The sequence below is a fragment of the Nonomuraea sp. NPDC052116 genome, from assembly GCF_040680035.1.
In the GTDB taxonomy this organism is placed as follows: domain Bacteria; phylum Actinomycetota; class Actinomycetes; order Streptosporangiales; family Streptosporangiaceae; genus Nonomuraea; species Nonomuraea angiospora_A.
Genome location: NZ_JBFAWA010000026.1, coordinates 168832 through 181493 on the forward strand (window position 1 = coordinate 168832; position 12662 = coordinate 181493).

Genomic DNA, 12662 nt, shown 5'->3' on the forward strand with positions numbered 1-12662 from the left:
ATGATCGCTCACCGGCAGCGGTCAGCGTAGCGCGAGCCGACTGGGTTTCCGTGTTCCCCGCGTCGGGAGAGGACGGAAACCCAGTCGCAGGCAGAACTCACTGCGCTCTCCACATGGCCGCGGTCCTGCTGGTGGACTTGGCCATGACGGGCTTGCACCGCGGAGCGGGCCACACCTGGATCAGGTACTCCTCGACGGGGTCGCCATCGTCTCGCGGGTCGCCGTCGTCGCGGTTGCGCCCGTGGACGCGCAGCCGGTAATCACCTGGGCCAGGCAGTTCCAGCCGCTTGGCCGGGTCGTCGCCGCCGTCCGTCGTCCCGAAGTCCATGAACGCAGTTCGCCAGGAAACGGACACCTCGGCGACGTCCTGCCAGCCGTCGGTGGTCAGCGGTGGTGCGTCATCCCACAGTTCGGCGGTGACGAGGATGGAGCCGATTTCCTGGCCGCACACGATGCGCGCGCCATCGCCATCGGGGTCGGCCTCGACCAGGCCCGTCGCGGTCATGTCCAGCTCGAACTCCGTCACCAGGTCTTCGCCGGTCAGGTCAACGGTGGACGCGTCCACGAACACCTGAGCGGAAGCGCGGCGGATCAGAGTCGGCACAGGACTAGGTGTCGATCCGGACATCGTCAATGGTCATCGCCTGTAACTCCCATCGGATCAGAGCACGCTGCCTCGTACAGCAAGCGATCATGCCAGGTGGGTACGACAAACCATCCCTACCGGAGACAGCCGCAGCCGGGTGCCGTATTGAAACGGGTTGCAGTTCGTCCTTAGGCTGAGCGCATGATCCTGGACCGCTTCCAGATCGGTGGCGCCGCGGCCGTGGTCACCGGCGCGGGCCGGGGCATCGGCGCGGCCACCGCCGTCGCCCTCGCCCAGGCCGGAGCCGACGTCGCGATCTGCGCCCGCACCGAGGACCAGCTCCACGCCATCGCCGAGCAGGTGAAACAGGCCGGGAGGCGGGTCCTGGTCGTCCCCGCCGACCTGACGATCCCCGGCGCCGCGGAGGACCTCGCGGAGCGGGCCGCGGCCGCGTTCGGTCGCCTGGACGTGGTCGTCAACAACGTGGGCGGTGCGATGCCCCGCGCCTTCCTCGACACGAAACGGAAGCATCTCGAGAACGCGTTCCAGTTCAATGTCGGAGTGGCGCACGAGCTGACCAGGGCCGCCGTCCCGCACCTGCTGAAGGCGGGCGGCGGCGCGGTCGTGAACGTCTCCTCCGCCGTGGGCCGGGTGGCGGGCCGCGGCTACCTGGCCTACGGCACCGCCAAGGCGGCCCTGGCGCACTACACCCGGCTGGCCGCGCTCGACCTGGCCCCCGCCGTCCGGGTCAACGCGGTCGCCGTCGGCGCGGTCGCCACCTCCGCGCTCGACATCGTCATGAACGACGAGGGCCTGCGCGCCCAGATGGAGCAGGCCACGCCGCTGCGGCGGATCGGCGAGCCGGAGGACGTGGCGGCCGCCGTGCTGTACCTGGTCTCCCCGGCCGCCCGGTACGTGACGGGCAAGGTGCTCGAAGTGGACGGCGGGATCGACCGGCCCAACCTCGACCTCGGGCTGCCGGACCTGTCATGACCTGGTGAGGACATGAGCGCGGCCGGGGTCGATCGCGACGGTCACGTTCGTGCCCTCGGCGGCCGGGCGGAGCGACGGCGTCTCCGGCCGGACCATGAGGTAGGCGGCGGCTCGGGGTGGGCCGCCACCGTCATGGTCCGCCCCAGGGCCGTTCCGCCTGCGGCCAGCCGTTCGGGCGCGATCTTGACGAAGTCGGCCCGGTCCATGGAGTCCGTCGCGAACACGGTCGCCGAGCGGGGAGTTTCGTGGGTCCGACGTGGTGTCAGGAATACCCCGTCGGGCCTGACACACTGGGAGATATGGGACCAAAAACTGGCAGTGAGCTGGGGAACTTCCTGCGGGCCCACCGCGCGCGGGTGACCCCCGCCGAGGCCGGTCTCACGGCCGGTCCCGGCCTGCGGCGCACGCCCGGGCTGCGCCGGGAGGAGCTGGCCACCCTGGCCGGGGTCAGCATCGACTACTACACGCGCCTGGAGCGCGGCAAGGAGACCCGGCCCAGCCCGTCCGTGGTCGACGCGCTCGCCCGTGCCCTCCTGCTGGACGAGCGCGAGCACGAGCACCTGCGGGACCTCGCCGCGTGCGCCGCCCGCCCCGCGCCCGAACCGTCTTCCCCGCCCAGCCGGTCGGTGCAGTCCGGGATCAAGCTGCTGCTGGAGAGCCTGCGGCCCAACCCCGCGCATGTGGTGAGCCGCACCATGGACGTGCTCGCCTGCAATCCGAGCGGGATGCGGCTGTTCGCCGGGATGGAGAAGTGGCCGGTCACGCAGCGCAACGTGGTCCGCTACGTCTTCCTCCACCCCGACGCCCCGGAGCTGTTCGACGACTGGGACGAGCAGATCCGGGCCTGCGTCGGCCGCCTGCGCGCGCTGGCCGGCACCGAGCCGGACGCCCCCGACCTGGCCGAACTGGTGGACGAACTGCTGTCCAAGAGCCCGGAGTTCGCCCGCCTTTGGGAGCGTTACGACGTGCGGGCGCACACCCAGGGCCGCAAGACCTTCCACCACCCGGACGTCGGAGATCTCACCCTCGGCTACCAGTCCATGCAGCTGGAGGGCACCCCCGGCCACCGCCTGGTCGCCTACTACGCCGAGCCCGGCACGCCCGAGTACGACGCCATGGTCCTGCTCGACCTGGCCGCCTCCGAGCACGCCTCGAAGCCCGCCGCGGACCACCGCCACCCGTAGGCGCAGGGTTCGGCGTCCGTCTCCTCCAGGCGAACGGCCCCAAGGAGGTCCGCCCGCAAAGCATCCAGGGGATGGCGTCCCCTGGAGCGATGTGGTCCGCTGACATTGCGGATCCATACCGCTGGTGTGACGGAACGCACGATTCGGCGAGGAACTTCGGGAGGGTTAGGGTCGTCATCTCCAACATGAGCAGCGAGGAACGTAACAATCGGTTCCGGCACCTGCCGGGGCGGCCGGACCCGGCGACGTGGACGTCTGGTCTGGATGAGGAGCCGTTGCCGCAGGTGATCGCCGAGCCGTCGGCCTGGCACTGGTCTTCTTCACATGCGTGAGAGGATCCCGACACGCCTGATCGACGTCAGGTATGCGCAGAGTATTGTGGAGCCATGGCGCTGATCATGACAGGTCGATCCGTATGCGGTGCCAGGGTCGTCCGGGGATTCGCGGCCGGCTTGGCGGCAGCCGTGTCGGTCTTGGTGGCTATCGCTTTGGCCGGCGAGATTCCCGAGCTGCTCTGGTTGACGCCCGTGCTGACGCCCCTCTACCTGCTCCTCGCGCTGCCCATGGGTGCGTTGGCCAACCGCCTGGTGAAGCTGCCTGCGCCTGGGCGCACCGCGACGTCGGGCTGGCTCATTGCCTTGGCGGCCGGGCAGGTGCTCGCCTGGGTGCTCCCCTCCGGGGGATACGACGCGGTTGCGAGGATCATTGTCCTCGGCCCTTCCCTGGCGCTGCTGGTCCTGCCGGTCGGATTCGCCCTCATGGCCATGCGCGGCAAGCGCTGATACATCAGATCGCGGTCGGCGCATCAGGAGAACGTCTTCGGCTCACCGCACCGGCCGCGATAGACCGCACCTCGTCATTCCACACAGCGGGGGCGGCCCCGTCAAAGGCTGCTCGGGCCGTGCTCCCCGGGCAGAGGGCTCCGGGTTGGTTTACGCGGAGGGCCGTCTGGGGTCTTACGGAGACACGGCTGGGATCGGCATGTCACAGATGCGTCGGCTCGTGGCACTCGCTGACGTACCCCGGTGCATGCCGACGGGGCTCGGATCGGATTGGATCGGATGGTTCTACGAGTCGTCGGCCGCCCGCTGTGCCTGCACCGCAGCGGCGTAGAGCTCGTCGGTGAAGTCGCGCAGCGCGGCCACGCAGTTGTTAGGGGTTGTGTGTCATGGGGCTTCCCCCACCGGGTTTGGTGGCCTTGACCGTGTCCCACATCGCGTCGGCGTACACCCGCAGCGCCTCCCGGGCGCGCATCTGGCGGGCCCGGTCGACCGGGCCCAGCTCGGCCAGGTCGATCAGGTTCTGCTGGTGGCGGGTATTCCACGCATCGCGTCGCTGTCGGCCATCACGGCCGCCACGGTACGCCGCCGTCCAGGGGCGTGGCCAGGGCGCGTCGTCGGGCACCGTCGCCCACGGAGGACAAGGGCGCCATGGGGCGCGGCCTTTCACAAACGTGGTCACGCTGACGCGGGCCCTTCCCGGACGATCAACACAAGCGACACGATCGATTCCGCATCGTCACATCACGGCCGCGAAACCCGCCTAAACCTGACCACCGCCACAATCAGAACACTGGCTCAGCGGCCGGGGCTGGTCGGCTGGAACGTCCGGAGTGTCTTGTTCGTCCTCCGAGGTGTGACCACTTCACCAGATCTTGATGAACGGTTGCGCGACGCAGCCGCCCGCATGCACCAGGCCGACCACTTGCGGCGGGTGCGTGAGGCCACCGCAGAGCAGATCCAGCGAGCCCGCCGCACCCTTGCCGACCGGGAGCTGGAGTTGTCCCTGGAGGAGGACGACGTCACCCGTTTGGAGGGCGGATTATCCGCCGTCCTGGCCCGCCTGCTCGGTAACCGCGAGGAGCGGCTGGACCGTGAACGTGCCGAGGCGGCCGCCGCCAGGCAGCGGGTCGAGGGCCACCAGGCCCGCCTGTCCCAGCTTGAGGCGGATGCGCGTGCGACCGAGGACGAGCTGGCCGGGCTCGCGGCGGCCCCGAAGGAGTACGCAGAGTTGCTGGCCGAGAAGGAGCGGCAGCTCATCAGTGATGGTGATGCCCGTGCCAGGGAGTTGGCCGACCTCGGTGCCACCCTCGACCGTGTGACGGCGGACGTGCGCGAGTATGCGGAGGCCCACCGGGCCGGGCGAGCCGCACATGACGCGCTGGGTCATGTGCTGCGCCATCTGAACTGGGCCGTGAACGCCTCCACCTGGGACATGTTCGGCGGCGGCTTGATCGCCGACTTCATCGAGTCCGACCGGCTGGATGCCGCCGACGAGGCTGCCTGGCACGCCCAGCGGGCCCTGGACGTCTTCTCCCGCGAACTGGCCGACGTTGGCGTCTCCGCACGTCCTCACCTGCCGCAGGTGGACACGCGATGGTTCGTCGACACGTTCTTCGACAACATCATCACCGACGTGATCAAGCATCAGCGCATCGAGAACACCCGTGCCGAGGTCGCAAGGACGACCCAATGGGTCCGGGATGTAGGCGCCCGCCTGCGGGCCCGCCACACCGAGCTGTCCGCCGAGCGTAAGCGGCTGCTGGCCAGGCGGGAGGAACTGCTGCGCGGCTGAGGCCCGGACACAGCGGTTGAGGCCGGAACACATACGCGCAACGACCGCTTCATAACGCATCGCAGGGTGCTTGAACTGCGGTTTTGACCTTCACCAGCGGTACGGGCAAGATCGCGGCTTGTGTCGGTTCGTCTGCCGTATCTGATCATGGTTCGGGTGTTCGGCTGGTTGGTGTTGCTGGGACGTGGTCAGGCGTCCAAGGACGTCGAGATCATGGTGCTCCGCCATGAGGTGGCCGTGTTGAAGCGTCAGCTCGCCCGCCCGAAGCCGGACTGGGCCGATCGGGCGCTCCTGGCGGCCTTGGCCCGCTTCCTAGCCTGCCGGCGAAAGGGCTGCTCGCCTGCGACGTCTTCCACGTTGACACGATTTTCGTGAAACGCCTGTACGTGTTGTTCGTGATGGAGGTGGCGACGCGGCGCGTTCACATCCTGGTCGTGACCGCCGGCCCCACCGGCGCGTGGACGGCCCAGCGAGCCCGCAACCTGCTCATGAATCGCGACTGGAGGGCCGGCTTGTTTCTGTTCCTCATCTGCGATCGAGATGCCAAGCTCACCGCCGTCTTCGATGAGGTCTTCACCGGAGAGGGTGTCACGGTGATGAAGACGCCGCTGCGGACGCCCCGAGCCAACTGCTATGCCGAGCGCTGGGTGCGCACGGTCCGGGCCGAATGCACCGACCGGATGCTGATCTACGACGAAGGCCACCTCCGATCGGTCGTGGAGGAGTACGCCGAGCACTACAACGCGCACCGCCCGCACCAGTCCCGCCAGCAACGGCCACCCGATCAGGACGAGCAAGTTGTGGTGCCGCTGGAAGGCCGGATTCAGCGCCGAAAGGTGCTCAGCGGAGCGATCAACGAGTACCACCGAGCAGCCCAGCCGACCCGAAGAAACACCGGTTCAGGGTGGACAGCGGATTCGTCTTCACCGACGAGGTCGGACGGCCGCTGCATCCCCAGCACGTCAGCGACCAGTTCTACGTCCTGTCCTATGGGGCGGGCCGGCCGCCGGTGCGACTTCACGACCTCCGACACGGGGCCGCTTCACTGATGCCGGCGGCCGGGGTCGACCTGAAGATCGTGCAAGAGACCCTCGGGCACGTCTCCTCCACGTTCACCCGTGACACCTACACCAGCGTCTACCCCGAGGTCGCCCGACCCGCGCCAATGAGCAACCACCGAGCAACCAACCATGATCAACAACGTGATCGAAGGCCGGCGGGAACCGAGAGACCCCAGGTCGAACGCGGTATTGAAGAGTAGGGCGGGTGGGACTTGAACCCACGACCCACGGATCATGAGAACCGAGCCCCGAGCCGGGTCGTGACCCGGCGGAGCTTCCTGGGCGCGCCGGGCGGGTACGGCTCGCGGGTGTGCAGCAGGCTCTGGTTGTCGGCGATCACGACGTCGCCGGCCTGCCAGCGGTGGGCGTACATGTGCCGGGGGTCGTAGAGCGCCCGGCGGATCCCCTCGATGATCTGCGCGGCGCCGTGGCCCGCCGGCGGGCGCGGCAGCGTGGTGGTGGTCGGGTTGATGATGACGACGTCCTCGGGAACGGGCTCGGAGAACCTCAGGGTCGGATGGCCGAGACGCGGATGGGGCACGACGAGCGGCACCTCGCGCGTCACCACCTCGCCGCCGGCGGTGGGCCGTTCGTAGCGGAATGTCAGGCCCTCCCACAACGCCCGCGTCTCCGGGTCGGCGCCGGCCAGGACCAGCGTCGTGTCGCAGAACAGCGTCGCCCCGCCCACAGCCGGGTCGGTGGCCCGCAGGCACTGGAAGATCTGCAGGTCGGGCGCGCTCCCGGCGTTCATGTAGAGGCCGTCCCAGTGGATCGGCATAAACCCCGTCTCGAAGAGGTGGTCCACCGGCTCGGCGTGCGCCTCCACGTAGAACGTCCGGCTGCCGTTCCACGCGACCGGCTCGCCCAGCCGACCGGCGAACTCCTCGAACTCCTCGTCGGTCGCGGCCCCCGTGAAGCCCCGCAGGACGACCAGGTGATGCTCGCCGACCAGGTCCAGGAGCCGCCCCGGCGGCAGGCCGGCGAGCCGGGCGTCCCCGCCGCCCAGCAGTCGCGCGCCGAACGGCTCCTGCCGCCGGACGTCGATGGTCGGATCGAACGGGGTTGAGACGGACATGGACGCGCCTGCCTTCGGTGGTCTCCGGTAGTACGTTCGCCGGACCAATACCCCCGCACGCAGCCGCTCATTAACAGAGAGTGATATACGGTTACGTTCGGCAATCTTTCGTGGTGGGTGAGGAGTGCGATGAGTTCCGCGCCCGAGGTCGTCCCGCCGTCGGCCGTGGTGGTCTTCTCCGGCGGGCTGGACTCCACGGTGCTGGCCGCCCACTACCGCACGACCCACCGCCTGCTGCTGGTCTCCTTCGACTACGGCCAGCGCAACGGCCCGCGGGAGCTGGCGGCCGCCCGGGAGGTGGCGGCCCACCTGGAGGCCGAGCACCACACGATCACGATCACCGGTCTCGGCCCCCTGCTGACCGGCTGCTCGCTCACCGACCGGGCCCAGGACGTGCCGACCCTCGTGCCCACCGGTGCCGCCCTGCGCTCCATCACCATCCCCAACCGCAACGCCTTCATCGCCGACATGGCCGTGGCGGTCGCGATGGCCCGCCGCGCCGACGTGGTGGCGCTCGGCATCCACCGCACCCCGGAGGGCCATCCGATGCCCGACGGCAGGCCCGACTTCTTCGACGCCTACCGCGAGATGATCCGCCTCGGCGGGCGCGGGTTCCACCTTCCCCGTGTCGAGACGCCCTTCCTCGGCATGCTCAAGGAGGACGTCGTCGCCTACGGCCTGCGCCTGGACGCGCCGATGGGCAGGAGCTGGACCTGCTATCTCGACGGCCCGGTCCACTGCGGCGTGTGCCTGGCGTGCGTGTCACGCAGGGACGCCTTCTCGCTCAGCGGAGTGCCCGACCCGACCGTCTACGAAGGCGAGGCCAGTGATGACGCATCAGATCTGCGTACGGCATAACTTCGAGACCGCGCACCGGCTCCCGCACCTGGCGGGCAAGTGCGTGAACCTGCACGGCCACTCCTGGTGGGCCGAGGTCACCGTGCGGGCGGCCTGCTTGAGCGACGAGCAGACCGTGGTGGAGTTCGGCGCGTTCAAGAAGGCTCTGCGGGCTTTCGTCGACGAGCACCTCGACCATGGCGCCATGCTGGGGATCGATGACCCGCTGGCCTCGCTCCTGGTGGCTCACGGCAGCAAGGTCTACCTGTTCGGCGAGCACCCGTACGCCAGGGATCTGCCGTATCCCACGGTCGAGGCGGTGGCGGTGATGCTCGGCAGGGCCGCGCAGAGCCTGCTGGCCGGCCTGCCGCACGCCGCAGGCGCCGCCGTGGCCAGGGTGAAGGTGACCGAGACGCACGTCAACGCCGCGGAGTTCCGGCCGCGGGCCGGCGCGACGCCCGCCACCCGGCCGCCGGTCGCCGACACGGTCAGCGGTGCGTGAACGCGGCCATCGCCCGCTGCGCCGCCCTCGTGGTCAGGGGCCGGGGTGGCGACCTGCGCTTCGGGAGGCCGCCCGTGCGCCGCGCGACGGAGAAGGCGTGCGTGGCGTGGTGGACTTGGCCCGTGCGCTGCGCGACGGAGGGAGGTGCGTGGCGTGGTGGATTTCGCCCGGTCGTCGCGGTCGGGGGTCGGGGACGGCCTGTGCTTCGGCTGGCCCGCGTCCCGTGGGGGGTGTGCGGTGGGCTCCCGACGTCGGGTCCGGCCTGGTCATCGTGGGCCGGAGCCACGTGGTGGCTTGGCGTCGAGGGGGGCCTCTCGCCGGTCGGGACGGTGGCGCCGGGGGGTGGTCGTGTGGGTGGAGTCGTGGTGTTGAAGTTGACGACGGCTAGGAGGGTGTGCGATCCTAGGGCGGGAGAGAGGTTGACATCAACATTAAATGTTGCCATCCATGTCCCTCTCGGTTTATGCTGCCATTCCGCGCTGCCTTTCGACGCCTCATGTCCCGGTGACTGCCGGGCGCTCGGCATGCGCGCATTCAGTCCCGCCGTCAGCTCCCGGAAGGACATCTGTTGGCAGCCTCGCGCAACGCCTCCGCCGTACCCGCTGGTCCCCGTCGCGTGTCATTCGCGCGCATCCAGGAGCCCCTCGAAGTTCCTGACCTTCTCGCTCTGCAGACCGAGTCGTTCGACTGGCTGCTCGGAAACGAGAGGTGGAAGGCCCGGGTAGAGGCGGCTCGCCAGGCCGGGCGCAAGGACGTCCCGGCTCAGTCGGGCCTCGAAGAGATCTTCGAAGAGATCAGTCCGATCGAGGACTTCTCGGGGACCATGTCCTTGTCGTTCCGCGACCACCGATTCGAGCCGCCGAAGTACTCGGTGGATGAGTGCAAAGACAAGGACATGACCTTCTCCGCCCCGATGTTCGTGACGGCGGAGTTCATCAATAACACCACCGGTGAGATCAAGAGCCAGACGGTGTTCATGGGCGATTTCCCGCTCATGACGCCGAAGGGCACGTTCATCATCAACGGCACCGAGCGTGTCGTGGTCTCGCAGCTGGTCCGTTCGCCCGGTGTCTACTTCGAACGCAATGTCGACAAGACGTCCGACAAGGACCTGTTCGGCTGCAGGGTCATCCCGTCGCGGGGTGCCTGGCTGGAGTTCGAGATCGACAAGCGCGACAGCGTCGGTGTGCGCATCGACCGCAAGCGCAAGCAGGCCGTCACGGTGCTGCTCAAGGCGCTGGGCTGGACCAGCGAGCGGATCCTCGAGAAGTTCGGCCAGTACGAGTCGATGCGGGCCACCCTGGAGAAGGACCACACGGCCGGCCAGGATGACGCGCTGCTGGACATCTACCGCAAGCTGCGGCCGGGTGAGCCGCCGACCAAGGAGTCGGCGCAGACCCTGTTGCAGAACCTCTATTTCAACCCCAAGCGGTACGACCTGGCCAAGGTCGGTCGCTACAAGGTCAACAAGAAGCTCGGCTCGGACACCGACATCAACGTCACCGTCCTGACCGAGGAAGACATCGTGGCGATGGTCGAATACCTGGTGCGGCTGCACGCCGGTGCGGAGCCGGCGGACCGGCCGCTGGAGACCGACGACATCGACCACTTCGGCAACCGGCGGATCCGCAACGTCGGCGAGCTCATCCAGAACCAGGTCCGCCTGGGCCTGGCCCGCATGGAGCGCGTCGTTCGCGAGCGCATGACCACGCAGGACGTCGAGGCGATCACGCCGCAGACCCTGATCAACATCCGCCCGGTCGTGGCGTCCATGAAGGAGTTCTTCGGCACCTCGCAGCTGTCGCAGTTCATGGACCAGACCAACCCCCTGTCCGGCCTGACGCACAAGCGGCGGCTGAACGCCCTGGGCCCCGGTGGTCTGTCCCGCGAGCGGGCCGGCTTCGAGGTCCGTGACGTGCACCCGTCCCACTACGGCCGGATGTGCCCGATCGAGACCCCCGAAGGCCCCAACATCGGCCTCATCGGCTATCTCGCCTGTTTCGGCCGGCTCAACGCCTTCGGCTTCATCGAGACGCCCTACCGCAAGGTCGTCGACGGCAAGGTCACCGAGCAGATCGATTACCTGACCGCCGACGAGGAAGACCGCTACGTCAAGGCGCAGGCCAACACGGTGCTCAACGCCGACGGGTCCTTCGCCGAGCCTCGCGTCCTGGTCCGCACCAAGGGCGGTGAGACCGAGCTCATGCGGGCCGAGGAGGTCGACTACATCGACGTGTCGCCGCGCCAGATGGTGTCGGTGGCCACGGCCATGATCCCCTTCCTGGAGCACGACGACGCCAACCGGGCGCTCATGGGCGCGAACATGATGCGCCAGTCGGTGCCGCTGCTGAAGAGCGAGTCGCCGCTGGTCGGCACCGGCATGGAATACCGTGCCGCGACCGACGCCGGCGACGTCATCAGCGCGGGGAAGGCCGGTGTGGTCGAGGAGGTCTCCGCCGACTACATCACGATCTCGAACGACGACGGCACCAGCACGACACATCGGCTGGCGACCTTCGACCGCTCCAACCAGGGCACGAGCTTCAACCAGAAGCCCATCGTCGCCGAGGGCGACCGGGTGGAGGTCAACCAGGTCATCGCCGACGGTCCCTGCACCGACAAGGGCGAGATGGCGCTGGGCAAGAACCTCCTGGTGGCGTTCATGCCGTGGGAGGGCCACAACTACGAAGACGCGATCATCATCTCGCAACGGCTGGTGCAGGACGACGTGCTGTCCTCGATCCACATCGAGGAGCACGAGGTCGACGCCCGTGACACCAAGCTGGGCCCCGAGGAGATCACCCGGGACATCCCGAACGTCTCCGAGGAGGTCCTGGCCGACCTCGACGAGCGCGGCGTCATCCGTATCGGCGCCGAGGTCACGCAGGGCGACATCCTCGTCGGCAAGGTCACCCCGAAGGGCGAGACCGAGCTGACGCCGGAGGAGCGGCTGCTGCGCGCGATCTTCGGTGAGAAGGCCCGCGAAGTCCGTGACACCTCGCTGAAGGTGCCGCACGGCGAGCAGGGCAAGGTCATCGGCGTCCGGGTGTTCTCCCGCGAGGAGGGCGACGAGCTGCCTCCCGGTGTGAACGAGCTGGTCCGCGTCTACGTGGCCCAGAAGCGCAAGATCACCGACGGTGACAAGCTGGCCGGCCGGCACGGCAACAAGGGCGTCATCTCCAAGATCCTGCCTGTGGAGGACATGCCGTTCCTGGAGGACGGCACGCCGGTCGACATCATCCTCAACCCGCTGGGCGTGCCCGGCCGGATGAACGTCGGCCAGGTGCTGGAGACCCACCTGGGGTGGATCGCCGCCCGCGGCTGGGACATCTCCGGCGTCGCCGAGGCGTGGGCCGAGCGGCTGCGTGACAAGGGCTTCGAGAAGGTGGCCCCGCGCACCAACATGGCGACGCCGGTCTTCGACGGCGCCCACGAGGAGGAGATCGTCGGTCTCCTCGACAACACCGTCGCCAACCGCGACGGTGACCGGATGGTGCAGCGCAGCGGCAAGGCGCAACTGTTCGACGGCCGCAGTGGCGAGCCGTTCCCCTACCCCATCGCGGTCGGCTACATCTACATCCTGAAACTGCTGCACCTGGTCGACGACAAGATCCACGCGCGTTCGACGGGTCCGTACTCGATGATCACCCAGCAGCCGCTGGGTGGTAAGGCGCAGTTCGGTGGTCAGCGCTTCGGTGAGATGGAGGTGTGGGCGCTGGAGGCGTACGGCGCCGCCTACGCGCTCCAGGAGCAGTTGACCATCAAGTCCGACGACGTTCTCGGCCGGGTGAAGGTCTACGAGGCCATCGTCAAGGGCGAGAACATTCCCGAGCCGGGCATTCCGGAGTCC

The 12662-nt window shown here is 68.6% G+C and carries 14 protein-coding genes; 11 read left to right on the forward strand and 3 right to left on the reverse strand.

Going from position 1 to position 12662, the window contains the following annotated elements; all coding sequences use genetic code 11:
* Nucleotides 1-97: 97 nt before the first annotated feature.
* The gene (locus AB0L65_RS40815) at nucleotides 98-604 is read right to left on the reverse strand and encodes a hypothetical protein (protein ID WP_364257250.1); all 507 of its coding nucleotides are present in this window, start codon (nucleotides 602-604) and stop codon (nucleotides 98-100) included.
* Nucleotides 605-787: 183 nt separating this feature from the next.
* On the opposite strand from AB0L65_RS40815, the gene AB0L65_RS40820 reads away from it, so the two are divergent.
* From AB0L65_RS40820 to AB0L65_RS40835, 4 genes are all read left to right on the forward strand, one after another.
* On the forward strand, nucleotides 788-1579 hold the full coding sequence (locus AB0L65_RS40820; RefSeq protein WP_364257253.1) for an SDR family oxidoreductase: 792 nt from the start codon (nucleotides 788-790) through the stop codon (nucleotides 1577-1579).
* Nucleotides 1580-1878: 299 nt separating this feature from the next.
* A complete protein-coding gene (locus AB0L65_RS40825) occupies nucleotides 1879-2763 on the forward strand; it encodes a helix-turn-helix transcriptional regulator (RefSeq protein ID WP_364257256.1) in 885 nt (294 codons plus the stop codon).
* Nucleotides 2764-2948: 185 nt separating this feature from the next.
* Nucleotides 2949-3095: a hypothetical protein gene (locus AB0L65_RS40830; RefSeq protein WP_364257259.1), complete on the forward strand. Its 147-nt coding sequence runs from the start codon at nucleotides 2949-2951 to the stop codon at nucleotides 3093-3095.
* Nucleotides 3096-3149: 54 nt separating this feature from the next.
* On the forward strand, nucleotides 3150-3545 hold the full coding sequence (locus AB0L65_RS40835; RefSeq protein ID WP_364257262.1) for a hypothetical protein: 396 nt from the start codon (nucleotides 3150-3152) through the stop codon (nucleotides 3543-3545).
* 370 nt (nucleotides 3546-3915) lie between these two features.
* On the opposite strand, the gene AB0L65_RS40840 is transcribed toward AB0L65_RS40835, so the two are convergent.
* The gene (locus AB0L65_RS40840; protein WP_364257265.1) at nucleotides 3916-4167 is read right to left on the reverse strand and encodes a hypothetical protein; all 252 of its coding nucleotides are present in this window, start codon (nucleotides 4165-4167) and stop codon (nucleotides 3916-3918) included.
* A 261-nt stretch (nucleotides 4168-4428) separates the two neighbouring features.
* Here AB0L65_RS40840 and AB0L65_RS40845 point away from each other — a divergent pair, with 261 nt between their 5' ends.
* The 4 genes from AB0L65_RS40845 to AB0L65_RS40860 all read left to right on the forward strand — a co-directional run bounded on the left by AB0L65_RS40845 (nucleotide 4429) and on the right by AB0L65_RS40860 (nucleotide 6598).
* The gene (locus AB0L65_RS40845) at nucleotides 4429-5337 is read left to right on the forward strand and encodes a hypothetical protein (protein ID WP_364257268.1); all 909 of its coding nucleotides are present in this window, start codon (nucleotides 4429-4431) and stop codon (nucleotides 5335-5337) included.
* Between the two features lie 120 nt (nucleotides 5338-5457).
* Complete coding sequence (locus AB0L65_RS40850) at nucleotides 5458-5712, forward strand: hypothetical protein (protein ID WP_364257271.1); 255 nt, start codon at nucleotides 5458-5460, stop codon at nucleotides 5710-5712.
* On the forward strand, nucleotides 5709-6386 hold the full coding sequence (locus AB0L65_RS40855; RefSeq protein ID WP_364257274.1) for an integrase core domain-containing protein: 678 nt from the start codon (nucleotides 5709-5711) through the stop codon (nucleotides 6384-6386). The genes AB0L65_RS40850 and AB0L65_RS40855 overlap by 4 nt, the downstream gene beginning before the upstream one ends.
* The gene (locus AB0L65_RS40860) at nucleotides 6284-6598 is read left to right on the forward strand and encodes a tyrosine-type recombinase/integrase (RefSeq protein WP_364257291.1); all 315 of its coding nucleotides are present in this window, start codon (nucleotides 6284-6286) and stop codon (nucleotides 6596-6598) included. The genes AB0L65_RS40855 and AB0L65_RS40860 overlap by 103 nt, the downstream gene beginning before the upstream one ends.
* A 32-nt stretch (nucleotides 6599-6630) precedes the next feature.
* Here AB0L65_RS40860 and AB0L65_RS40865 read toward each other — a convergent pair whose 3' ends face one another.
* Nucleotides 6631-7473: a TauD/TfdA family dioxygenase gene (locus tag AB0L65_RS40865; RefSeq protein ID WP_364257277.1), complete on the reverse strand. Its 843-nt coding sequence runs from the start codon at nucleotides 7471-7473 to the stop codon at nucleotides 6631-6633.
* A 129-nt stretch (nucleotides 7474-7602) separates the two neighbouring features.
* Between AB0L65_RS40865 and AB0L65_RS40870 the strand changes: the two genes are divergently transcribed.
* The 3 genes from AB0L65_RS40870 to rpoB all read left to right on the forward strand — a co-directional run.
* Entirely contained in the window at nucleotides 7603-8331 is a 729-nt protein-coding gene (locus AB0L65_RS40870; RefSeq protein ID WP_364257280.1) for a 7-cyano-7-deazaguanine synthase, read from the forward strand.
* The gene (locus AB0L65_RS40875; protein ID WP_364257283.1) at nucleotides 8303-8812 is read left to right on the forward strand and encodes a 6-carboxytetrahydropterin synthase; all 510 of its coding nucleotides are present in this window, start codon (nucleotides 8303-8305) and stop codon (nucleotides 8810-8812) included. The genes AB0L65_RS40870 and AB0L65_RS40875 overlap by 29 nt, the downstream gene beginning before the upstream one ends.
* A gap of 568 nt (nucleotides 8813-9380) precedes the next feature.
* Nucleotides 9381-12662: DNA-directed RNA polymerase subunit beta (gene rpoB / locus AB0L65_RS40880; protein WP_364257286.1), on the forward strand; the 3282-nt coding region annotated here is incomplete at its 3' end.

Bases quoted from the DNA above. Each gene is read 5' to 3' on its own strand.
- AB0L65_RS40820 (WP_364257253.1), top strand. From the start codon at position 788: ATGATCCTGGACCGCTTCCAGATCGGTGGCGCCGCGGCCGTGGTCACC.
- AB0L65_RS40825 (WP_364257256.1), top strand. From the start codon at position 1,879: ATGGGACCAAAAACTGGCAGTGAGCTGGGGAACTTCCTGCGGGCCCAC.
- AB0L65_RS40830 (WP_364257259.1), top strand. From the start codon at position 2,949: ATGAGCAGCGAGGAACGTAACAATCGGTTCCGGCACCTGCCGGGGCGG.
- AB0L65_RS40835 (WP_364257262.1), top strand. From the start codon at position 3,150: ATGGCGCTGATCATGACAGGTCGATCCGTATGCGGTGCCAGGGTCGTC.
- AB0L65_RS40865 (WP_364257277.1), bottom strand. From the start codon at position 7,473: ATGTCCGTCTCAACCCCGTTCGATCCGACCATCGACGTCCGGCGGCAG.
- AB0L65_RS40870 (WP_364257280.1), top strand. From the start codon at position 7,603: ATGAGTTCCGCGCCCGAGGTCGTCCCGCCGTCGGCCGTGGTGGTCTTC.
- AB0L65_RS40875 (WP_364257283.1), top strand. From the start codon at position 8,303: ATGACGCATCAGATCTGCGTACGGCATAACTTCGAGACCGCGCACCGG.